Here is a 21,760-nt window from a genome sequence, read left to right on the forward strand (position 1 = left end):
GTTTTCGCTTTAAGCAATCGTTCTAATTTTCTGCGTTAAAGAACTTCACCGTTGCTGGTAATCACTTGTTGATACCAGTTAAAGCTTTTCTTCTTCGAGCGTGAAAAATCACCGCTGCCATCGTCGTTTTTATTCACGTGAATAAAGCCGTAACGCTTATCATACTGGCCGGTGGTGAAAGAGACGCAATCCAGGCAGCCCCACGGCGTATAGCCCATTAAATCAACGCCGTCGTGCGTCACCGCTTTTTTCATCTCTTCGATGTGCGCGCGCAAATAGTCGATGCGGTAGTCATCTTCGATCACGCCTTGCGCGTTTGGTTTATCAATGGCGCCAAAGCCATTTTCCACGATAAACAGCGGCTTCTGATAGCGCTCGTAGAGTTCGTTTAACGCGTAACGCAAACCCACTGGATCAATCTGCCAGCCCCAATCGGACGCTTTAACGTGTGGGTTTTTCACCACGCCTTCAAAACCGGTAATCGGGTCATCAACGCCGCGGGCGTCGGTTTTCACCGCGTTGCTCATGTAATAGCTGAAGCCAACGTAGTCAGCACAGCCGTTACGCAGAGTTTCAGCATCGTCGGCTTCCATTTGAATCTCGTAGCCTTTGCGTGCCCACTCTTTCAGCGCATAGGCGGGATAATAACCGCGCATCTGCACATCGCTGAAGACATAACGTTGATGCATTGCTTCCTGCGCCATTACCACATCATCAGGATGACAGGAGAAAGGATAAACCGGCACCATCGCAATCATGCAGCCAATCTGGAAGTCTGGGTTGATGTCATGGCCTAACTTCACTACTTTCGCGCTGGCAACAAACTGGTGGTGCATCACTTGATACATCGCCTGTTCCGGCTTCTCATGGTCAGTAAAGATCACGCCTGAGCAGCAGTAACCAAACAGGGGATATTGCCAGTTACGCTGGTTATTGATCTCGTTGAAAGTCATCCAGTACTTCACTTTATTTTTGTATCGCTCTAATACCACTTCACTGAAGCGTACAAAAAAGTCGACCACTTTGCGGTTGTGCCAGCCGCCATACTCTTTCACCAAATGATAGGGCATTTCGAAGTGGGAAAGGGTAATCACCGGTTCGATGCCATATTTCAGCAGTTCATCGAAAAGGTCGTCATAAAATTGCAGGCCCGCTTCGTTGGGTTGCTGTTCATCGCCATTCGGGAAGATGCGGGTCCAGGCAATGGAGGTGCGGAAGCATTTGAAGCCCATTTCAGCAAACAGCGCGATGTCCTGTTTGTAGTGAGAATAAAAATCGACTGCCTGATGATTGGGGTAAAAATTGCCGGGCTGCACGCCGTCGGTGATCACGCGATTCACGCCGTGTGAGCCGCCGGTCAGTACGTCACAAATACTGACGCCTTTGCCATCCTGATCCCAGCCGCCTTCAACCTGATGTGCCGCGACCGCGCCGCCCCAAAGAAATCCTTTTGGTAACTGTAATGCTTCACTCATGTTTAGCCCTCAATATCAGACAGAGATAAAATAAATTGGCCTGAGTGTAGCAAAGCACTCTTTAAAGTCACGATATAACAACGTGTTAGAATGGTAATCTGTTACAGCTAAAAAACAGGATGTTTTATTTATTAAGCTGCCGACCAATCGCTTCCAGAATATAGATAACCGGCACTTGAGTGGTGATATCAAAATTATCTGCCATGCGAATAAGAGGCACGTGATAAGAGAGATTAAAGTCGCTGATTTTTGCCAGCGAACAGCTTTCATTATTGGTAATAGAGAGCGTTTTGCACTGATGCTGGCTGAACTGGCTGGCCAGTCGCAGGATCTCTTCCGTTTCGCCTGATACCGACAAAATAATCGCCACCGCATTTTCATTCAGACTTGGGCTAACCGGATAATAAGGATCGTCGATGGCGTGGCTGAATTTCCCGACGTTAGAGAAAAAACGCGCAGCATATTTAGCTAAGCTCCCGGAGGTTCCTACGCCAATAAAAAATATATGCTCAGCCTGATTAATCATCTGCGCGGCCTGACTAATTAACTGCTCAAACTCTGCGTTATTAATACTTTTGAAAAAGCTCAGCATCTCATTCACGCCGGAGGTGTTCATCAGTGGCTGAGTTTTTTCATCTGCCAGACGCAGGCGAATGCGAAATTCTGACCAGCCGTCACAATGCATCTTGCGGCAAAAACGTAAAACAGTGGTGGTAGACACCTCGGCCTGTTCCGCCAGCTCGCGAATCGTCATATAGCTGACGCTTTCACGGTGTTTGATGATGAATTGGTAAACCTGCATTTCGAGGTCATTGAGACTGGCTAGATCGCGGTGCGAGAACATCAGAAAGTGCTCATTGTGCAGTGAACCGGCAGGCAGTTTATCAGATTCAGTCAGCGTGTGGATGGTTACAACGGTTCACAGATTAATTTTAGCGTACAAGTGTACACTGAAATCGTTCCCGGTTACTCTGGTGCGCAGATATTTGCAATCACTCTACCTGTCATACTTCCAGCTGCAGATGCGTTGGCTACGCTTGCTCGGCCCGGTCACTTACCCCAATAAGTTCTCGGGACTGGCTCCCTTGCCGACTGCCTGCAACGCGAATTAATGAGGGTATATACCTTTGAGGGCTCCCTTTTTTATGACCGAAAACCGCGTATTGCTACCGGGTTATTCATTGGCAGAGGAAATTGCCAACAGCATCAGTCATGGTTTGGGCTGCTTGTTCGGTATTGTAGGGCTGGTGTTACTGCTCAATCAGGCGATTGATATGGGCGCAGATGCCACCGCAATCACCAGCTACAGCTTGTATGGCGGCAGCATGATTTTGCTGTTTCTCGCCTCAACGCTTTATCACGCAATTCCCCATAAACGTGCCAAGCCTTGGCTAAAAAAGCTCGATCACTGCGCCATTTACCTGCTGATCGCTGGAACCTACACGCCATTCCTGTTGGTGGGTTTGAAATCGCCGCTGGCGCATGGATTGATGGTCGTGATTTGGGGCCTGGCGCTGGCCGGCATTATTTTTAAACTGACCATCGCGCATCGCTTCAAGGTGCTGTCGCTAGTGACTTACATGAGTATGGGTTGGCTGTCGCTGGTTGTGATTTATCAACTGGCGATGAAACTCTCGTCCGGCGGGATTTGGCTACTGGCCGCAGGTGGCATTATTTATTCGCTGGGCGTGATTTTTTACGTGTCGCGCCGCATTCCTTATAACCACGCCATCTGGCACGGCTTTGTGTTGGGCGGCAGCGTGTGTCATTTCTGCGCAATCTACTTCTACGTAATGTAACTTTTTAGCCAACAAGAAAGGCGGGAGCCACTCCCGCCTCTTATCTGAGCATCAAACAGATCGATTAAAACCTAAAGCCCGTAAATGCAGATCAAAGCTTCGCGGCCAGCAGATCTTCCAGCTTCTGTTGATCCACTGCGAACTGACGGATCCCTTCTGCCAGCTTTTCTACCGCCATTGCATCCTGATTATGTTCCCAGCGAAAAGCCGCCTCTGTTAGCGGCGAAGGTGGATTCAGTACCGCAGTTGATGGCGTAAGTTTACGTTCAAGTGGCGCATCACTGGCTTCAAGTTCTTGCAGTAAATTAGGCGACAGCGTCAGGCGATCGCAGCCCGCCAGCGCCAGAATCTGTTCGATTTTACGGAAGCTGGCGCCCATGATAACCGTATTGTAGCGATGGGATTTGTAATACTGATAAATGTTACGCACGGATACCACGCCAGGATCGTTTTCAGCGTCATAAACGCTTTGCGGCTCGCGGCTCTGATAGAAGTCGTAGATGCGGCCAACAAAAGGCGAAATCAGAAAAACGCCCGCTTCGGCGCAGGCGCGTGCCTGAGCAAAGGAAAACAGCAGCGTTAAATTACACTGAATACCGTTGCGTTCCAGCTCTTCGGCGGCGCGAATGCCTTCCCAGGTTGCGGCCAGTTTGATCAAAATTCGCGCGCGACTAATACCCTGATCTTCATACATGCGCACCAACTTTTCAGCCTTGGTCACGCACATGCCGCGATCAAAGGAGAGACGAGCATCCACTTCCGTCGAGACGCGGCCCGGTACGCTTTTCAAAATTTCCAGTCCCAGATTCACCGCTACGCGATCGCTGGCATTGATAATTTGCGTTTGCTTGCTGCCGCCTTGGGTTTTGGCGTAATCAATTGCGTCGTCAATTAGGTGCTTATAGCCTTCAAGGCTGGCGGCTTTAAGGATCAACGACGGATTCGTGGTGGCATCCTGCGGATGATAATGCCGAATCGACTCGATATCGCCGCTGTCCGCGACCACGGTGGTGTACTGTTTTAACGCCTCTAGCTGGTTCATCATTTTACTCCGTAACGAGAGAACAGGGCGGCCACAGAAAGACGCGCGCACTTATCCCTGCGAAAGCGATGTCGCAATGGAATGAGCGAGAGCTGAAGACGCCTGAATCAGGCGAAACCGCAGGTAAATATCGGGTTTCGCCGGGTGAGAAAAGGGTGCTTATTTGCTCTGGCACGCCTGTTCGTAATACTCGATTTTTTCGACTTTAGCGGTTGAACCGCCACCTTCAAACTCTGACGCCATCCAGGCGTTGACGATATTTTTCGCCAGCTCTGAACCAATAACGCGCGCACCCATGGTCATGATCTGTGCATTGTTACTTTTACGTGCACGTTCAGCAGAGAAAGTGTCATGGCATTGCGCAGCACGCACGCCCGGCACTTTGTTCGCAACGATAGCCACGCCGATACCGGTTCCGCACAGCAGGATCCCACGATCGTGTTTGCCCTCTTTAACGGCATTAGCCAACGCAAAAGCGACATCCGGGTACATTGGGCGATCGTTTTGCGCATCGTTGCTGTAATCCAGCACGTCGTACTGCTTCTCTTCTAAATGACGTTTGATCAAATTCTTCAGTTCAATGGCCGCATCATCAGCGCCAATAGCGATTGTTTTCATCGTTTTCTCCAGCAGGTTACGCGGTTCAACCTGCATCAGATGCAGGCTAAAAGATGTTCATCACTAGCCTGCCACAAACTTGTTCATATGTTCAATATGCGTTCATTTGTTTTTGGCCGATTTTTCTGATCACCCCCTTTACTCCACGCCATGCTACGCCTGCCCTGCGGCTGAAATGGTGACGTGAATCTGAAAATTGACCTATTTCAAATCATTTGAACGGGTTCACAGTTTTGGGAAGTGCGCTTGAGTGATGAGCAATTATACGTGTAGTGTTCATTTGTTCGCGCAGTGTTACCAATGTACAAGAAGACCCATCGAGGACTCGAACATGCGTTACCCAAACCCTACTCAATGCACCTGCATCGACAATGCGTACTGCGTATTGCCAACACCAACTTTCTCTTATCGCGCCCGTATCGGAGGTGCGTCATGACCCAGACAACCATGACGGCGATTGAACAATCCGCCATTCGTAAAATCTCCTGGCGACTGGTTCCGTTTGTCGCCTTGATGTTCTTTATTAACTTCCTGGACCGTACCGCAATCTCCTTCGCCGGCCCGAACGGCATGACCCAGGATCTCGGCCTGACTGCGGTGCAGTTTGGTTTGGCTTCAGGCGTGTTCTTTATTGGCTACATCCTGTTAGAAGTGCCGAGTAATTTGGCGCTACATCGCTTTGGCGCACGCCGCTGGCTGGCGCGCATTATGATCAGCTGGGGTATCGTCTCGCTGCTGTTTACCTGGGTGAGCAGTGTGCAAGGGTTGTACGGCCTGCGTTTGCTGCTGGGTATCGCTGAAGCGGGCTTCTTCCCGGGTGCGATTCTTTACCTGAGCATGTGGGTTCCAGCACGCCATCGCAGCAAAATTCTGTCGCTGTTCTATCTCGCCCAACCGTTGACCGTGGTGTTCGGTGCGCCGCTGGCGGCAGCCTTTATTGAGCAACATGGTTTGTTTGGACTGGAAGGCTGGCGTGTGATGTTCCTGGGCGTCTCCATCCCGGCCATTCTGATTGGTTTCGTGGCGCTGTTCTGGCTAGTGGATTCACCGCGTCAGGCGAAATGGTTGACCAGTGAAGAGAAAACCTGGCTGACCAAAGAATTGGAAGCGGAAAACAACGCGAAACAGCAGAAAAGTCATCAGAGTGTGCGCACGGTGATGGGCAACGGTCGCGTATGGATGCTGTGCCTGATCTACTTCGGCTTCATTTACGGTTTGTATGCGCTGGCGTTCTTCTTGCCAACCATCATCGGCGGCTTCCAGCAGCAGTTCGGCACCACTTTTAACGTGATGCAAAAAGGAATGATTACTGGCGTGCCTTATCTGGTTGCTGCGGTGGTGATGTTCTTCTGGTCACGAGATGCTTCGCGTCGTGGTTGCAAAACCTGGCACATCGCTATCCCGGCGTTAACCGGCGCAATTAGCGTGCCGCTGGCGCTTTATATGGATTCACCGTTCACCACCATTTTGGTGATTGCGATTACCGCCAGCTCGATTTTCGCTGCCTTACCTAACTTCTGGACTTTGCCGACGCAGTTTCTGACCGGCGCCTCTGCCGCCGCGGCGATTGCCTTGATCAACACGCTGGGCAACGTGGCGGGATTCTCGGCAGGTTACATCACCGGTGCGCTACACGATGCGACCAACAGTTACACCATCCCGATGTTTGTGGTGGGTGGATTCATGCTGCTGTCAGCCGTGCTGATGCTGTTGTTGAACCGCCGCCGCCAGATTCAGCCGACCCCTTTAGCCAGGAGCACGAACAATGACCTACCTGTTTAACCAACCTTCAGCCTTTGCTTCCGAACTTATCGAAGGATTTGTCGCCGCGAATGCAGACAAAGTGCGGCAGGTACCTGGCGGCGTCGTACGCAGTACACGCAGCCAGGCGGGCAGCGTCGCGGTGATTGTCGGTGGTGGTTCAGGTCATTATCCCGCCTTCGCCGGATTAGTCGGACAAGGTCTGGCGCACGGTGCGGCGATGGGCAATCTGTTTGCCTCGCCTTCCGCGCAGCAAATCTACAACGTAGCGCGCGCCGCAGATAACGGTGGCGGCGTGCTGCTGATGTTTGGTAACTATGCGGGCGATGTGCTGCATTTTGGTCAGGCTTGCGAGCGTCTACGCAGCGAAGGCATTCCCTGCGAAGTGCTGGCGGTAACTGATGATATCTCCAGCGCCAGCGTTGATGAAATTGAAAAACGTCGTGGCGTAGCGGGCGATCTCACCGTGTTTAAAGTGGCCTGCGCCGCCGCGGAAGCGGGCTACGATTTAGCCCGCGTGCTCAACGTTTCACGCCACGCCAATGACCGCACGCGTTCTTTTGGCGTCGCGTTTTCAGGCTGTACCTTACCTGGCGCGTCTCATCCACTGTTTGAAGTGGAAAAAGGGCGCATGGCGTTAGGACTTGGCATTCACGGCGAGCCGGGCATCAAAGAAACCGACGTGCCGACCGCCGACGAGCTGGCTGAGATTTTCGTTGATCGCTTGCTGAGCGAGCTGCCGCAAGGCATCAATACGGTAGAAGGTCAGCGGGTCGCGGTGATCCTCAATGGGCTAGGTACGGTGAAATACGAAGAGCTGTTTGTGGTTTACCGTCGCGTCGCGCAGTTGCTGGATGCCGCGAAGTTACACGTCGTTGAGCCTGATGTCGGCGAGTTCGTTACCAGTTTCAATATGGCAGGCGCATCATTAACTCTGATGTGGCTTGACCAGGAGCTGGAAACCTTCTGGTGCGCACCCGCTAATGCTCCAGCCTATCGCAAAGGCAGCGTGATCGTTGCTGAAGCGCTAAGTCCAGCGGAATGCGTAGAGCAGACAGAGGAAACGTTACCGCAGGCGAGCGCAGAATCGCAGGAGAGCGCACAGCGCGTGCTGCAACTGCTGGAAGCCGTGGCGCAGATGCTGCAAGCCAACGCCGAGAAATTGGGTGATATTGATGCAGTGGCTGGCGATGGCGATCACGGTATTGGTATGGAGCGCGGCGTATTAGGCGCGGTAGAAAAAGCCCGTGAAGTGGCGGCGCGTGGCGCAGGCGCGGGAACGCTGCTGTGTCGTGCGGCCGATGCCTGGGCAGATAAAGCGGGCGGCACCTCGGGAGCATTATGGGGCGTTGCGCTGACCGCGCTGGGCACGGCATTGGGCGATCAACATCAGCCTGATGCGCAGCGTGTTGCCAGCGGGGTACGTCACGCGCAAGAAGGCATTATGCACTTTGGTAAAGCCAAAGTGGGCGACAAAACCATGGTCGATGTGCTGGTGCCGTTTGCCGACAGCCTGAACGACGCTGTGGCGCAAGGCGCCTCATTAACCGATGCCTGGTTAACAGCGGCGCAGGTGGCGGATAACGCCGCACAAGCGACCGCCCAGTTATTGCCAAAGATGGGCCGTGCCCGTCCGCTGGCAGAAAAAAGTTTAGGAACACCCGATGCTGGCGCCATTTCGCTAGCGATGATCGTCAACACCGTGGGAAACCTGCTCAACGATAACGCGACCGCAGATCAAGGAGTTTAAGCATGTCTCAACCTGCCATCTGGCTGGGCGTCAGCCTGAAAATGTACTTCAGCTATCAGCAAACGCTGACATGGTGCCGTGACGTCGCCGAGCTGGCGCGTCGTCATCCAGCCATCCAGCAAGGTGAGGTTGGGCTGTTTGTGTTACCGGCTTATCCGGCTATTCCGGCGGTTGCCGAGATTTTTGCCGATACGCCTGTTCGCTTTGGCGGCCAGGATGTCTGCCAGGCAGAAAATGGCGCCTGGACCGGTGAAGTCAGCGCCAGCATGTTGCAGGAGTTGGGCTGTTCGCTGGCTGAGATTGGTCATGCTGAGCGCCGTCGTCATTTCCATGAAGACAAAACACAGATCGCGGCCAAAGTGGCGATGTCTTTACGCCACGGTTTAACGCCGGTGTTGTGCATCGGTGAAGAGCAAGAAGGCGAACCGGCGCAGGCGATTGCGCTGTGCCAGCAGCAGCTTGCTGAGGCCCTGGCCAATGCCGGGCAGCAAGGTTTGCAGGGCAGCGTGTTCTTCGCTTACGAACCGCAATGGGCGATTGGCGCTCCGCAACCCGCGCCGGACAGCTACATTCGCGCGGTGTGTGCCGGTTTGCGTGACCTGCAAACACCCGATGGCATCGATTTGCAGGTGATTTACGGCGGCAGCGCCGGCCCCGGCCTGATTCAGCGCCTGGCGGGTGATGTCGATGGACTGTTTCTCGGGCGTTTCGCCCACGATCCCAAAGCGCTGGCGCAAATCGTTGATGAAGCCAGCGCGCTGCTTAAGGAGATCCGTTAATGAGCCGTATCGGACTCAGCACGTATGCTTTTTTCTGGCGCATGTCATCGCAAGTGCCGGAGCCGTTAACGTTGGCGCAGATGCTGGAGCAAACGGCCGCGCTTGATGTTTCTGTCTTTCAAATTTGTGATTATCCGGCGATCGAGAGTTGGCCCGATGCACAGCTACAGGCGTTGCGTCAGCAGGCCGATGCGCTGGGCATCACACTGGAACTGGGCACTCGCGGTCTGGGTACGGCCCATCTGCAACGTTATCTGCATATGGCCAATATTCTGGATGCCCACGTTGTTCGCTCCATGTTCTATACCGCCAGCCATCGTCCGTCATTGGAAGAGGCCGCGCAGTTGATCGGCGTCATTCTGCCGGACTATGAGCGCCAGCAGGTGATGCTGTGTTTGGAAACTTACGAGCAGGTCAAGACCGCCGACATGATGTCGGTGATCAATCAATTTCCGTCACCTTGGCTTGGCGTTTGCCTTGATCCCGCCAACTGCGTCGCTGGGTTGGAGCTACCGGAACAGGTTATCGCCAACACCGCTGCACGCGTCGGTAATCTGCACATCAAAGATTTTGCATTTTCCCGTCGTGACGGTTGGGTGGGATTCACCTACGCCGGTTGTCTGATGGGGGACGGCTTACTCGACTATGACCGGATGATTGCCAGCGTGCGCCCGGCAGAAAAAGGCATCAATCAAATCGTCGAACACTGGCTACCGTGGCAGGAAGATGCAGCGATCACCTGTCAGCGTGAAGCCGAGTGGACACTTCGCACCGTGGAATTCTTACGTAGTAAACAAGCTCAGGAGTCATAATAATGAACCAATTAAAAACCATCACCGTGATTGGCGCAGGCGGCAAAATGGGCATGCGCATTTCTGCCAACTTCCAGAAAAGTGATTACCAGGTCTTTTATTGCGAGAACTCACCCAAGGCGCAGGAGCAAGTTACCGCGCAGGGCCGTGAGCTTTCCGATGCAGCTTCCGTTGTCCCCTTGAGTGATGTTGTGATTCTGGCGGTGCCGGATATTGTCTTGGGTAAAGTGTCGGAAGGCGTTGTACCGCAGATGAAGAAAGATGCGGTGCTGTTAACCCTTGATCCCGCAGCGGCCTATGCCAACCTGATTGCACACCGCGATGACATTGATTACGCCGTGGCGCATCCCTGTCATCCCTCCGTGTTCCTGGAGCGTTATACCAAAGAGGAGCACGCCGACGCCTTTGGTGGCATTGCGGCTATTCAGCACGTTGCGGCCTCTTATGAAGCAGGCAGCGACGAGCAGAAAGCGGAACTGAGCAACGTCATCAGCGTGATGTATGGCCCGGTTGAGCAGGTACATTGGGTTACCGTTACCCAATTGGCTTACCTTGAGCCTACGCTGGTTGAAACCGTGGCCTGCATGGTGGGTGCCTTCATGAAAGAAGCGCTGGATGAAACCGTTAAGCACAGCGGCGTGCCGGAAGAAGCAGCTAAAGCGATGCTGTATGGCCATATTCAGATTGCCTTGGCTGTTGCATTCCGCGCTACCAACCCGTTCTCCGATGCCTGCATGATCGCCATGGAATATGGCCGCGAGAAAATCGTTAAGCCAGACTGGAAACAGATCTTCGATCAGAAAGAACTCGATATCGTGATTGCCCGCATGCTGAAAATCGATGCTATTCGTCGTTAATCTGTGAAGTTGTCGCGGCTCATATTGCCTATGCCTGGCGATTTGAGCCGCATCAGTGATATAAATCCCCTCCTGAAACGCCTGTGCTTAGTCAGGTAACTCACTGCGAGACAGATAACGCATGGAAAAACACACGCTTTCTCAGGATTCAGAACTGCTGACGGAAATCGCGGTCGCCTATTATCAGGACGAAACTACCCAGGAAGAGATAGCGCGTAAGTTTGGCATTTCACGCATCAAAGTCGGAAGATTGCTGAAACGCGCCCGGGAAGAGGGCATTGTTGAAATTAATGTGCGTTACCATCCGGTGTTCAGTACCCGCCTCGAGCAACAACTTCTTGATCGTTTTCCCCAGTTACAACGTGCGCTGATTGCGCTGGATTTACAGGACAGCGATGAGCAACGTCGCCAACTGGCTGCGCTGGTATCGACCCATCTTGAGCAATCATTGAAAGAAAATTCAGTGGTTGCGGTAGGTCAAGGGCGCAACGTGGCGGCGATTGCCGATCATCCTGGCCAGGTGCCAACGCGTAATTGCCACTTTATCAGCGGCATTGGCGGTACACATCGGCCCGGCGATGCGATCAATGCCGACCATATCAGCCGTCGATTGGCGAAAAAATTTGGTGGTATTAGCGAAACGCTGTATGCCCCGGCGTATGTGGAAAACCGTGCGTTGAAAGAAGCTTTTATGCAGAACGGCACCATTAAAGAGACGCTGGATCGCGCGCGTAAAGCGGATATCGCGCTGGTCGGTATCGGTGACATGAATGAAAACAGTTATATGGTCAAATTGGGCTGGTTTAGTCCGCACGAAATCATTGATGCCAGCCTGAACCAGGGCGTGACCGGTGATATCGCGGGCTACGACTTTTTCAATTCGCAGGGTCAGCACGTTGACACGGTGATGAATGACCGGGTTATTGGCTTGAGCATTGATGAGTTACGCAAGATCCCCTGCGTGATTGCAATTGCTTCAGAGAACACCAAAGCCTTGGCGATTCTTGGTGCTTTGCGTACGGGTGCGATCGATATTATTGCTACTACCGCGCAGAATATCCGCACCATTTTGAATATGACGCAGTAGTCCTCTGCGCGTTATCCCCCATCCCGGCCTTCCCCCATGAATGGGGGAAGGAGACGCTGCAACATGCAGCTTCACTACTCGCATGTGGCAGCCTCTTCCTCCCTTATAAAGGGAGGAAGGAGCCGCTGCAACATACAGCTTCACTACTCGCATCTGGCAGCGTCTTCCTCCCCCACATGTGGGGGAGGAGTGAGGTGGGGGACAAACGACGCCTGTCTTTATTGGGTTGTGCTGGCTGTCCCCCATCCCGGCCTTCCCCCATGAATGGGGGAAGGGGACGCTGCAACATACAGCTTCACTACTCGCATCTGGCAACATCTTCCTCCCCCACATGTGGGGGAGGACAGAGGTGGGGGACAAACGACGCCTGACTTTATTAGGTTGTGCTGGCTGTCCCCCATCCCGGCCTTCCCCCATGAATGGGGGAAGGAGATGCTGCCACATGCAGCTTCACTACTCGCATCTGGCAGCATCTTCCTCCCCCACATGTGGGGGAGGACAGAGGTGGGGGACAAGCGACGACTGACTTTATTGGGTTGTGCTGGCTGTTTTCCATCCCGACCTTCCCGCATAAATAGGGGAAGGAGACGCTGCCACATGCAGCTTGATTCGCAACCAGGCAGCGTTAACCCTCGGCTAATGAATAAGGCAGCGGCTGAATAGTCAGCTTGCCACCTTCATCACCTTCAACCCGCAACACGCTGTCTGGCTCAAGATCGTTGTTCATCACCACCTGCATCCAACATTCGCCATCATCCAACTGCACAGCGCTAAGCACGGTGCCGGTACGGCGCCAGCGCTCGCCCATTTGCAGTTCCAGTGAATCACTCGCCGCCGGGATATGGCTTGCCTGGCCTGCCAGCCAGTAAAGTGCACGCTTGTTAGCGCCGCGATATTTGGCGCGCGCCACCATTTCCTGCCCGGTGTAACAGCCTTTCTTAAAGCTGATGGCATCCAACGCCTGCAGATTTGTCGCCTGCGGAATTAATTGCGCGCTGGTCACGGCGTCAATCACCGGAATACCGGCTTCAATATCCAGCGCCAGCCATTGGGTGCTGTCATTTAACTGCGCATCATCTGCCAGTTTCTGTTTCAGCACTTCGGCCTGTTCCAGCGAAGTCACTACTAAGAAACGCTCCGCCGGATGCGCAAACCACAGCAGCGTGGTTTCGCCCTGCTGTACCACCGGCGTTTCACTGTCTGGCAGCGTGTCAAACAGATTGGCTAAGGCGGCGCGCGCCTGAAAACCCGCGACGCCCAGCAGCACGGCGTCATCATCAGCGGTTAGCGTCACTTTGGAGAACACCGCGTACTTTTTCAGCTCTGGCAACTGGGTGTCGCGCAACTCGCGTCGAACCAGATAAGCGTAACCTTCGCCGCGATGAAACAGACGCAGGTTGCTCCACATTTTGCCCTTGGCATCGCAGTGCGCCGCCAACGAGTGATGCGCGGCGTCCAGTCCAGCGACATCCAGCGTTAGCTGACCTTGTAGATAACTGGTGCTGTCAGCGCCATAAACAGAAACCAATGCCCAAGCCTCGAGCGAAATCAGCGTTAAAGGCAGACGTGACGACGCGGCAGGTTGGCGCGGCGGTAAGGTATAAGTAGGCATGGGGATATCCTGAGTTGAAAGGTTCATCCGAAACGGTGTTTTTCACTGTAATGTCTTCAATGTTAAAAGAGCCGGGAGGCATTGCAACCTGTTTACCGAAAACGCCGCACAAATCGCGTGATAACCCTGAAAATCATAGTCATAAATTGCGGCCTGCTGCACAGCACTGTGTGGAGCGCCTGCAGCCCAACGGAATCCAGGTTACACTAGCCGTCATTGTTTGAACTGTGGAAATTGACGCATGGATATTCATGAAAAATCGCGCATTCACTGGGCTTGCCGTCGTGGCATGCTGGAGTTGGATATCGCTATTATGCCGTTCTTCAAGTACGAATTTGACTCGCTGTCGGACATCGACAAGCAGGTCTTTATCGCGTTATTAAAAAGTGACGATCCCGATCTGTTTAACTGGATGATGAATCACGGTGAACCCAGCGATCCTGAACTGAAGCGGATGGTAAATCTTATCCAGCAGCGTAATCGTGAACGTGGCCCAGTGGCAATGTAAGCTGCACCCTTCGCGCCGCGCACGCCATATACAGTGGGTGCTGTTAAGCGGCGCGATGATATTTGTTGCGCTTATGCCTGCGGCTGAAAACGGGGTGCTCTTCAAGATGGCGTTGTTAGCATTAATGCTTTGGGAAGGGTGGCGCAATGATCGTCGCTTACGTCAAAGAGAGGGCTGGCTGCAACGGGAAAGCGCGCATTGCTGGTGCTGGCAAGGCATCCGCTGGCAGCTGCAACAGCCGCTGCGCTGGTTACCCAACGCGGTGCTGCTGGTGGGAAAGAGTGAGCAGGGAAAACAGCTGCGGATGTGGCTGATGCAAGACAACATGCAGCCCGCTGAATGGCGCGTCTTACGCGCCTGCTGTCTCAGCGAACCGGCTGCAACGGCTCCGTTAAAATAGCTCGGCAGTTTCGGTTAACACCTGCTCGCACCACTGTTCGACTCGCTCGTCGGTCACTTCAAACTGATTCACATCGTCGAGCGCCAAACCCACGAACTGTTTACCGTCAGCCGTAAGCGGTTTCGGGCTGGTAAATTCATAACCCTCTAGCGGCCAGTAACCCACGAAGCGCACGCCCATTGGCTGCAATAGATCATGCAACATGCCTAGCGCATCAAGAAACCATTCGCTGTAGCCAATCTGATCGCCCATGCCGTACAGCGCGACAATTTTGTTTTGCAGGTTAAGCCCGGGTAATTGCGGCCAAATCGCTTCCCAGTCTTCCTGCAACTCGCCGAAATCCCAGGTCGGAATGCCCAGAATAAGCAGATCATACTGCTCCATTAGGCTGGGATCGTCGTCCCTTACGTTGTGCAGCGTGACCAACTCTTCACCAATAAAATCACGCATTTTCTCCGCTACGATTTCGGTGTAACAGGTACTGGAACCGTAAAAAAGACCGATCTTCATGCAGTTAATGCTCTGTTTAGGCTGACTTTGGCGCAATTGTATCAGAAGTGGATTTGAATCAGGCATAATGAGCACGATTTCACATCGAATGGCGGGGATAACGTGCAAGACAGCGAACTGACAGAACAGTTTCTTGATGCGCTCTGGATAGAGCGTAATCTGGCGCAAAATACCTTGTCATCTTACCGTCAGGATTTGCAAACGCTGACCAGCTGGCTTGGGCATCATAAGCTCACGCTGCTCAACGTCAGCGCACTCGATCTCCAGCAGTTTCTCTCTGAGCGCGTTGAAGGCGGCTACAAAGCCACCAGTTCAGCACGTCTGCTGAGCTGCATGCGGCGCATGTTTCAATATCTCTACCGTGAGAAGCTGCGTACGGATGATCCCAGCGCCATGCTTTCTGCGCCCAAATTACCGCAGCGGCTGCCAAAAGATCTCAGTGAAGCGCAGATTGAACGCCTGTTACAGGCACCCAACATTGATGTGCCGCTGGAACTACGCGACAAAGCGATGCTGGAGCTGCTTTACGCCACCGGCCTGCGTGTTACCGAACTGGTTGGCTTGACCATGAGCGATATCAGCCTGCGTCAGGGCGTGGTACGCGTGATCGGTAAAGGGAATAAAGAGCGACTTGTGCCTTTAGGTGAAGAAGCGGTTTACTGGATCGAGCACTATCTGGATCACGGTCGGCCGTGGCTACTGAATGGGCAGACGCTGGATGTGATGTTTCCTAGCAATCGTGCGCAGCAAATGACGCGGCAAACCTTCTGGCATCGCATCAAGCACTATGCCACGCTAGCGGGCATTGACAGCGAAAAGCTCTCCCCACACGTGCTGCGCCATGCATTTGCGACCCATTTGCTGAACCACGGGGCCGATTTGCGTGTCGTACAAATGTTGCTGGGTCACAGCGATCTCTCGACCACTCAAATTTATACGCATGTCGCGACTGAGCGCCTGCGTCTGTTACACCAACAACATCATCCGCGTGCATAACCGGCGGAAATAAGGAAGACGATGAACAAGCATTTTGCCATGCTGGCCCTGTTGGCTGGCACCTTTTCCGGTCTGGCTCAGGCTGACGACGCCGCCATACAGCAATCGTTAAAAAAGATAGGCATCCAGCAAGCTGAAATTCAACCCGCGCCTGTGGCAGGGTTTAAAACGGTGCTCACCGAAAGCGGCGTGTTGTATGTGACCGACGATGGCAAACATATGGTCCAGGGTCCGCTGTATGACGTGAGCGGAGCGCAGCCTGTTAACGTAACCAACAAGCTGCTGGATAAAAAAGTGGAAGCGCTGGTTCCACAAATGATCATTTATAAAGCGCCGAAAGAGCAGCACGTCGTGACGATTTTTACCGACATTACCTGCGGATATTGCCGCAAGCTGCATGAGCAAATGGCGGATTACAACGCGCTGGGCATCACCGTACGTTATCTGGCGTTCCCGCGTGAAGGTGTGCAAGGGCAGGTTGAAACCGCCATGAAAGCGATTTGGTGCAGCGCCGATCGCAATAAAGCCTTTGATGAAGCCATGAAGGGCGATTCACCAAAAATGTCTGCACCCGACTCCTGTAATATCGATATCGAGCAGCACTACAAGCTGGGCATTCTGTTCGGAATTCAGGGAACCCCTGCGATTCTTACCGACAGCGGCATGATGATCCCTGGTTATCAAGGCCCGAAAGAGCTGAAGCAAGTACTGGATAGTCAAAAACGTGGTGGTTAACCGGTGTTGAATAAAGAAGTTGAATTGCGTCGCCGCGAGGTGCAGATCGCGGACAATTTACCGGCGGATCTTCCGCCGCTCTTAAAGCGTCTTTATCTGCAGCGCGGCGTGTGCGATCCGGTCGATCTGGAACGCGGCGCAAAAAATTTGCTGCCCTTTCAGGCATTAACCGGCATCGATAAAGCGGTTGCGCTGCTGCATCAAGCTTTGCTGGATGGTCGCCGTATTATGGTAGTGGGTGACTTTGACGCCGATGGCGCAACCAGCACCGCGCTAACCGTATTGGCATTACGCAGCATGGGCGGCGGCAACGTGCAGTATCTGGTGCCAAACCGTTTTGAAGATGGTTATGGACTCAGCCCTGAAGTGGTCGAACAGGCGCGTACGCGTGGCGCTGAAATGATCCTGACGGTTGATAACGGCATCTCGTCACATGCGGGTGTGGAATATGCCCATCAGCATGGCATTCCTGTGCTGGTTACCGACCACCACTTGCCTGGTGAAACGCTGCCGGACGCTGATGCCATCGTTAATCCCAACCTGAATGATTGTGCATTCCCGTCGCGTTCGCTGGCGGGCGTTGGCGTAGCATTTTATCTAATGATGGCGCTGCGTGCGCATTTACGGTCACTTAACTGGTTCGGCGAGGCGCGAGCGGAGCCAAACCTGGCCGGTTTGCTGGATTTAGTCGCGCTCGGCACGGTGGCCGATGTCGTGCCGCTTGATGTGAATAACCGTATTTTGGTGTGGCAAGGTTTAAGCCGCATCCGCGCGGGGAAATGCCGTCCTGGCATTCGCGCACTGCTGGAAATTGCTAATCGTGAGGCACGCCAGTTGGTGGCCAGCGATTTGGGCTTCGCGCTCGGCCCGCGCCTGAATGCCGCAGGAAGGCTGGATGATATGTCAGTTGGCGTGGCGTTATTGCTCACCGACGATCTCAGCCAGGCACGCATGCTGGCCAGCGAACTCGATGCGCTTAATCAAACGCGGAAAGAGATTGAGCAGGGGATGCAAAGCGAGGCGTTGGCGCTGTGTCAGAAATTAGAGCGCGAACAAACCGATTTGCCGCTGGGGTTGGCTTTTTATCATCCTGAATGGCATCAGGGCGTGGTGGGGATTTTGGCCTCGCGGTTAAAAGAGCGCTTTCATCGTCCGGTCATTGCGTTTGCCCCTGCCGGAGACGGCACCTTGAAAGGCTCGGGCCGCTCGATTGCCGGTTTGCATCTGCGTGATGCGCTGGAGCGGCTGGACACGCTTTATCCTGGCATGATGTTGAAGTTTGGTGGCCACGCCATGGCAGCAGGATTGTCGCTGGAAGAGGCGCGTTACGACGAGTTTCAGCAGCGCTTTGCCGAGCTGGTAGGTGAGTGGCTGAAGGGGGAAGCTTTGCAGGGCATTATCTGGTCGGATGGTGCGCTGCATCCTTCGGATTTTTCGCTGCAAACCGCAGAAATGCTGCGTGAAGCGGGGCCTTGGGGACAAGCTTTCCCTGAACCCGCCTTTGACGGAAAATTCAAGCTACTGCAACAGCGTTTGGTTGGCGAGCGCCATTTGAAAGTGATGGTTGAGCCGCTGGATGGAGGGCCGCTGATTGATGGCATCGCGTTTAACGTTGATACCACCTTGTGGCCGGACAGCAGCGTGCGTCATGTCGAGTTGGCGTTCAAACTCGATATCAATGAGTATCGCGGCAACCGGACGGTTCAGCTGATTATTGATCATCTGTGGCCGCTGGGCTAAAAAAGAGCGCGCCCGCACGCCAAAAAGAAACAAGACAGATGAAATTCGACGTGCTCCGAGTGGCAGGGTACTAAAGAACAGAGATATACACACTTCATCACTTCGAATGAAGTGTTTCATCCGTCCACGTGGTATTGGCTAAAAAGTCGTTCCGTGTTGAGGGCGGCATCCGTTGCTTACATGTTGAATTGACGATTGAAAACAGAAGATAAGAAAACCGTTTTTGACGCGTGTGGATGTTTTATTGGATCTTGCTGGGTGTTATGGGTTTTTCATCGATAAAACGTAATTTGAAAACCCGACATTCATTTTTTATTTATTTTTCAGCTACTTTTTTTAGGTGGGTGTCCTTTTAACCGTAAAAAATGCAGGCTTTTCTTGTGGCTTTTAGCATAACGCGGTCTGTGAAACAGGTTTTTCCTTAATTATCTGTAAAGCAACATCTCTGATGTTTCCAATAATTAAGCGCGAATTTTTTCCTGTTGTTCAGGTTGGCGAAATGCCTTCCCGTCGCAGACGGTCTCAGCGCTACAAACTGGCGTCGATTTCGGGTAAACTTATGCGTTAATTTCTCACCCATCGAACGTTAAAAAGACGCTAAAGCCATGTTTGAAATCAACCCGGTTAAAAACCGTATTCAAGACCTCACCGAGCGCAGCGACGTTCTTCGGGGGTATCTTTGACTACGATGCTAAGAAAGAACGCCTCGAAGAAGTAAACGCCGAGCTGGAGCAGCCAGATGTCTGGAACACGCCAGATCGCGCACAGGCGCTGGGAAAAGAGCGCTCCTCACTGGAAGCTATCGTTGAAACCCTCGACCAAATGACTCAAGGCCTGGAAGATGTACAGGGCTTGCTGGAATTGGCGGTAGAAGCGGACGACGAAGAAACGTTTAACGAAGCCGTTACCGAACTGGATGTGCTGGAAGGCAAGCTGGGCGAATTAGAATTCCGCCGCATGTTCTCTGGCGAATATGACAGCGCTGACTGCTATATCGATTTGCAAGCCGGTTCTGGTGGCACCGAAGCGCAGGACTGGGCCAGCATGCTGGCGCGTATGTATCTGCGTTGGGCTGAAGCCAAAGGCTTCAAAACTGAAATTATTGAAGAATCTGAAGGTGACGTAGCCGGAATTAAATCGGTCACGATTCGTGTTTCAGGTGATTATGCGTTTGGCTGGTTGCGTACTGAAACGGGCGTGCATCGCCTGGTGCGTAAAAGTCCGTTCGATTCGGGTGGTCGTCGTCATACCTCATTCAGCTCGGCCTTTATTTACCCGGAAGTGGATGACGATATTGATATCGAAATCAACCCAGCCGATCTGCGTATCGACGTTTACCGCGCATCGGGTGCGGGTGGTCAGCATGTTAACCGTACTGAATCCGCGGTGCGTATTACCCACCTTCCAACCAATACCGTGACGCAATGTCAGAACGACCGTTCTCAGCATAAAAACAAAGATCAAGCGATGAAGCAGATGAAGGCGAAGCTGTATGAGCTTGAGATGCAAAAGAAAAATGCCGAGAAGCAGGCGTTGGAAGACAACAAATCCGACATCGGTTGGGGTAGCCAGATCCGTTCTTACGTTCTCGATGATTCACGTATCAAAGATTTGCGTACCGGCGTTGAAACCCGCAACACCCAAGCGGTGCTGGACGGCGATCTGGATCGATTCATTGAAGCAAGTTTAAAAGCAGGGTTATAAGGAACCGACATGTCTGAACAACAACCGCAGAGCGCTGACGTCGCACTTGAGTTAAATAATGAACTGAAAGCACGTCGCGAGAAGCTTGGCGCGCTGCGTGAAACCGGCGTGGCGTTTCCTAACGATTTCCGTCGTGACACCACTTCTGATCTGCTGCACGCCAGCTACGATGAGAAGAGCAACGAAGAGCTGGAGGATCTCGGCATCGAGATCAGTGTCGCGGGTCGTATGATGACTCGCCGCATCATGGGTAAAGCCTCGTTCGTTACCCTGCAAGATGTGGGTGGCCGTATCCAACTCTATGTATCGCGTGACGATTTGGCCGAAGGCATCTACAACGAGCAGTTCAAAAAATGGGACCTTGGCGATATCCTCGGTGCCCGCGGCAAGCTGTTCAAAACCAAAACCGGCGAGCTGTCGATTCACTGTTCTGAACTGCGCCTGCTGACCAAAGCACTGCGTCCGCTGCCAGACAAATTCCATGGCCTTGCCGATCAGGAAACGCGTTATCGCCAGCGCTACCTTGATCTCATCGCTAACGATGAATCACGTAACACGTTCAAAATTCGTTCGCAAATCATGGCAGGTATTCGCCAGTTCATGGTTGGCCGTGACTTTATGGAAGTGGAAACCCCAATGATGCAGGTGATCCCAGGCGGTGCTTCTGCGCGTCCTTTTATCACCCATCACAATGCGCTGGATATCGATATGTATCTGCGTATTGCGCCGGAGCTTTATCTGAAGCGTTTGGTGGTTGGCGGTTTTGATCGCGTGTTTGAGATCAACCGTAACTTCCGTAACGAAGGTATTTCGCCGCGTCATAACCCTGAGTTCACCATGATGGAACTCTATATGGCGTATGCGGATTATAAAGATTTGATCGAACTGACGGAAAGTTTGTTCCGCACGCTGGCACAAGATGTGCTGGGCACCACTGTAGTGCCTTACGGCGAACAAGAGTTCGACTTTGGTAAGCCGTTTGAAAAGCTGACCATGCGCGAAGCGATCAAAAAATACCGCCCGGAAACCGATTTGACCGACCTGGAAGATTTTGACAAAGCGGTCGCGATTGCGCAGTCAATCGGCATTAAAGTTGAGAAAAGCTGGGGCTTAGGCCGCGTAGTGACTGAGATCTTTGAAGAGACCGCAGAAGCGCATCTAATCCAGCCGACTTTCATCACCGAATATCCGGCTGAAGTGTCACCACTGGCGCGTCGCAATGACGACAACCCAGAAATCACTGACCGCTTTGAGTTCTTCATCGGTGGTCGTGAAATCGGTAACGGCTTCTCGGAGTTGAACGATGCGGAAGATCAGGCTGAACGTTTCCTGCAACAGGTTAATGCAAAAGATGCCGGTGACGACGAAGCGATGTTCTATGACGAAGATTACGTTACTGCGCTGGAACACGGTTTACCACCAACTGCCGGTTTAGGCATTGGTATCGACCGTATGGTGATGCTGTTTACCAACAGCCACACCATCCGCGACGTGATTCTGTTCCCAGCGCTGCGCCCAACCGGCAAGTAATTTTTGCTGAACCGCTGTTGATGAAGGCCGGGACGCTTCCCGGCC

Annotated in this window: 20 protein-coding genes; 14 read left to right on the forward strand and 6 right to left on the reverse strand. The window is 53.0% G+C overall.

Features of this window, described 5'->3' with window-relative positions:
• Positions 1 to 35 precede the first annotated feature (35 nt).
• Together MUG06_RS14570 and MUG06_RS14575 are read right to left on the reverse strand one after the other, a co-directional pair.
• The gene (locus MUG06_RS14570; RefSeq protein WP_243079029.1) at positions 36 to 1,475 is read right to left on the reverse strand and encodes a 6-phospho-beta-glucosidase; all 1,440 of its coding nucleotides are present in this window, start codon (positions 1,473 to 1,475) and stop codon (positions 36 to 38) included.
• A 124-nt stretch (positions 1,476 to 1,599) separates the two neighbouring features.
• Complete coding sequence (locus MUG06_RS14575) at positions 1,600 to 2,319, reverse strand: MurR/RpiR family transcriptional regulator (protein WP_215845687.1); 720 nt, start codon at positions 2,317 to 2,319, stop codon at positions 1,600 to 1,602.
• Positions 2,320 to 2,620: 301 nt separating this feature from the next.
• Here MUG06_RS14575 and MUG06_RS14580 point away from each other — a divergent pair, with 301 nt between their 5' ends.
• Positions 2,621 to 3,274, forward strand: coding sequence for a hemolysin III family protein (locus MUG06_RS14580; protein ID WP_215845688.1), 654 nt, complete (start codon positions 2,621 to 2,623; stop codon positions 3,272 to 3,274).
• Positions 3,275 to 3,365: 91 nt separating this feature from the next.
• Here MUG06_RS14580 and tal read toward each other — a convergent pair whose 3' ends face one another.
• Both tal and rpiB read right to left on the reverse strand, forming a co-directional pair.
• The gene (tal, locus tag MUG06_RS14585) at positions 3,366 to 4,316 is read right to left on the reverse strand and encodes a transaldolase (protein ID WP_243079100.1); all 951 of its coding nucleotides are present in this window, start codon (positions 4,314 to 4,316) and stop codon (positions 3,366 to 3,368) included.
• Between the two features lie 159 nt (positions 4,317 to 4,475).
• On the reverse strand, positions 4,476 to 4,934 hold the full coding sequence (gene rpiB, locus MUG06_RS14590; RefSeq protein ID WP_215845689.1) for a ribose 5-phosphate isomerase B: 459 nt from the start codon (positions 4,932 to 4,934) through the stop codon (positions 4,476 to 4,478).
• 432 nt (positions 4,935 to 5,366) lie between these two features.
• On the opposite strand from rpiB, the gene MUG06_RS14595 reads away from it, so the two are divergent.
• The 6 genes from MUG06_RS14595 to MUG06_RS14620 all read left to right on the forward strand — a co-directional run bounded on the left by MUG06_RS14595 (position 5,367) and on the right by MUG06_RS14620 (position 11,980).
• On the forward strand, positions 5,367 to 6,716 hold the full coding sequence (locus MUG06_RS14595; protein WP_243079030.1) for an MFS transporter: 1,350 nt from the start codon (positions 5,367 to 5,369) through the stop codon (positions 6,714 to 6,716).
• Entirely contained in the window at positions 6,700 to 8,445 is a 1,746-nt protein-coding gene (locus MUG06_RS14600) for a dihydroxyacetone kinase family protein (protein WP_243079031.1), read from the forward strand. The genes MUG06_RS14595 and MUG06_RS14600 overlap by 17 nt, the downstream gene beginning before the upstream one ends.
• A 2-nt stretch (positions 8,446 to 8,447) precedes the next feature.
• Positions 8,448 to 9,224 (forward strand): triose-phosphate isomerase family protein, encoded by a 777-nt coding sequence (locus tag MUG06_RS14605; protein WP_243079032.1) that lies wholly within the window; start codon positions 8,448 to 8,450, stop codon positions 9,222 to 9,224.
• Entirely contained in the window at positions 9,224 to 10,036 is an 813-nt protein-coding gene (locus tag MUG06_RS14610) for a TIM barrel protein (protein ID WP_243079033.1), read from the forward strand. Before MUG06_RS14605 ends, MUG06_RS14610 begins: the two co-directional genes overlap by 1 nt.
• Positions 10,036 to 10,893, forward strand: coding sequence for a phosphogluconate dehydrogenase C-terminal domain-containing protein (locus MUG06_RS14615; RefSeq protein WP_243079101.1), 858 nt, complete (start codon positions 10,036 to 10,038; stop codon positions 10,891 to 10,893). The genes MUG06_RS14610 and MUG06_RS14615 overlap by 1 nt, the downstream gene beginning before the upstream one ends.
• A 121-nt stretch (positions 10,894 to 11,014) precedes the next feature.
• The gene (locus tag MUG06_RS14620; RefSeq protein WP_243079034.1) at positions 11,015 to 11,980 is read left to right on the forward strand and encodes a sugar-binding transcriptional regulator; all 966 of its coding nucleotides are present in this window, start codon (positions 11,015 to 11,017) and stop codon (positions 11,978 to 11,980) included.
• A 625-nt stretch (positions 11,981 to 12,605) separates the two neighbouring features.
• Here the strand turns inward: MUG06_RS14620 and ygfZ are convergent.
• Positions 12,606 to 13,592 carry a tRNA-modifying protein YgfZ gene (ygfZ, locus tag MUG06_RS14625; RefSeq protein WP_243079035.1) on the reverse strand — a complete coding sequence of 329 codons (987 nt, stop codon included), beginning with the start codon at positions 13,590 to 13,592 and terminating at the stop codon, positions 12,606 to 12,608.
• Between the two features lie 241 nt (positions 13,593 to 13,833).
• On the opposite strand from ygfZ, the gene sdhE reads away from it, so the two are divergent.
• Both sdhE and MUG06_RS14635 read left to right on the forward strand, forming a co-directional pair.
• Complete coding sequence (gene sdhE / locus MUG06_RS14630) at positions 13,834 to 14,100, forward strand: FAD assembly factor SdhE (protein WP_215845694.1); 267 nt, start codon at positions 13,834 to 13,836, stop codon at positions 14,098 to 14,100.
• Complete coding sequence (locus MUG06_RS14635) at positions 14,075 to 14,500, forward strand: protein YgfX (protein WP_215845695.1); 426 nt, start codon at positions 14,075 to 14,077, stop codon at positions 14,498 to 14,500. Before sdhE ends, MUG06_RS14635 begins: the two co-directional genes overlap by 26 nt.
• Here MUG06_RS14635 and fldB read toward each other — a convergent pair.
• Positions 14,492 to 15,010 (reverse strand): flavodoxin FldB, encoded by a 519-nt coding sequence (gene fldB, locus MUG06_RS14640; protein ID WP_215845696.1) that lies wholly within the window; start codon positions 15,008 to 15,010, stop codon positions 14,492 to 14,494. The two genes, MUG06_RS14635 and fldB, sit on opposite strands and share 9 nt — an antisense overlap.
• 102 nt (positions 15,011 to 15,112) lie before the next feature.
• On the opposite strand from fldB, the gene xerD reads away from it, so the two are divergent.
• From xerD to lysS, 5 genes are all read left to right on the forward strand, one after another.
• A complete protein-coding gene (gene xerD / locus MUG06_RS14645) occupies positions 15,113 to 16,006 on the forward strand; it encodes a site-specific tyrosine recombinase XerD (RefSeq protein WP_243079036.1) in 894 nt (297 codons plus the stop codon).
• A 21-nt stretch (positions 16,007 to 16,027) separates the two neighbouring features.
• Entirely contained in the window at positions 16,028 to 16,741 is a 714-nt protein-coding gene (dsbC, locus tag MUG06_RS14650; protein WP_215845698.1) for a bifunctional protein-disulfide isomerase/oxidoreductase DsbC, read from the forward strand.
• Between the two features lie 3 nt (positions 16,742 to 16,744).
• Entirely contained in the window at positions 16,745 to 18,481 is a 1,737-nt protein-coding gene (gene recJ / locus MUG06_RS14655) for a single-stranded-DNA-specific exonuclease RecJ (protein ID WP_243079037.1), read from the forward strand.
• Positions 18,482 to 19,086: 605 nt separating this feature from the next.
• Positions 19,087 to 20,185, forward strand: a protein-coding gene (gene prfB / locus MUG06_RS14660) for a peptide chain release factor 2 (protein WP_243079038.1) whose coding sequence is annotated in 2 segments (ribosomal slippage) — positions 19,087 to 19,161 and positions 19,163 to 20,185 — 1,098 coding nt in all. Because the reading frame shifts where the segments join, the coding sequence is not laid out codon by codon here.
• A 9-nt stretch (positions 20,186 to 20,194) separates the two neighbouring features.
• On the forward strand, positions 20,195 to 21,715 hold the full coding sequence (gene lysS / locus MUG06_RS14665; RefSeq protein WP_215845699.1) for a lysine--tRNA ligase: 1,521 nt from the start codon (positions 20,195 to 20,197) through the stop codon (positions 21,713 to 21,715).
• Positions 21,716 to 21,760 lie beyond the last annotated feature (45 nt).

Origin of the sequence: Pantoea sp. MQR6, from assembly GCF_022761075.1 — a bacterium.
Taxonomy (GTDB): domain Bacteria; phylum Pseudomonadota; class Gammaproteobacteria; order Enterobacterales; family Enterobacteriaceae; genus Pantoea; species Pantoea phytostimulans.

Excerpts from the sequence above, each read along its gene's own strand:
- MUG06_RS14595 (WP_243079030.1), top strand. The coding sequence starts at position 5,367 with ATGACCCAGACAACCATGACGGCGATTGAACAATCCGCCATTCGTAAA.
- MUG06_RS14600 (WP_243079031.1), top strand. The coding sequence starts at position 6,700 with ATGACCTACCTGTTTAACCAACCTTCAGCCTTTGCTTCCGAACTTATC.
- tal (WP_243079100.1), bottom strand. The coding sequence starts at position 4,316 with ATGAACCAGCTAGAGGCGTTAAAACAGTACACCACCGTGGTCGCGGAC.
- MUG06_RS14570 (WP_243079029.1), bottom strand. The coding sequence starts at position 1,475 with ATGAGTGAAGCATTACAGTTACCAAAAGGATTTCTTTGGGGCGGCGCG.
- dsbC (WP_215845698.1), top strand. The coding sequence starts at position 16,028 with ATGAACAAGCATTTTGCCATGCTGGCCCTGTTGGCTGGCACCTTTTCC.
- MUG06_RS14620 (WP_243079034.1), top strand. The coding sequence starts at position 11,015 with ATGGAAAAACACACGCTTTCTCAGGATTCAGAACTGCTGACGGAAATC.
- MUG06_RS14580 (WP_215845688.1), top strand. The coding sequence starts at position 2,621 with ATGACCGAAAACCGCGTATTGCTACCGGGTTATTCATTGGCAGAGGAA.
- MUG06_RS14605 (WP_243079032.1), top strand. The coding sequence starts at position 8,448 with ATGTCTCAACCTGCCATCTGGCTGGGCGTCAGCCTGAAAATGTACTTC.
- fldB (WP_215845696.1), bottom strand. The coding sequence starts at position 15,010 with ATGAAGATCGGTCTTTTTTACGGTTCCAGTACCTGTTACACCGAAATC.
- MUG06_RS14610 (WP_243079033.1), top strand. The coding sequence starts at position 9,224 with ATGAGCCGTATCGGACTCAGCACGTATGCTTTTTTCTGGCGCATGTCA.
- MUG06_RS14575 (WP_215845687.1), bottom strand. The coding sequence starts at position 2,319 with ATGTTCTCGCACCGCGATCTAGCCAGTCTCAATGACCTCGAAATGCAG.
- ygfZ (WP_243079035.1), bottom strand. The coding sequence starts at position 13,592 with ATGCCTACTTATACCTTACCGCCGCGCCAACCTGCCGCGTCGTCACGT.
- rpiB (WP_215845689.1), bottom strand. The coding sequence starts at position 4,934 with ATGAAAACAATCGCTATTGGCGCTGATGATGCGGCCATTGAACTGAAG.
- lysS (WP_215845699.1), top strand. The coding sequence starts at position 20,195 with ATGTCTGAACAACAACCGCAGAGCGCTGACGTCGCACTTGAGTTAAAT.
- sdhE (WP_215845694.1), top strand. The coding sequence starts at position 13,834 with ATGGATATTCATGAAAAATCGCGCATTCACTGGGCTTGCCGTCGTGGC.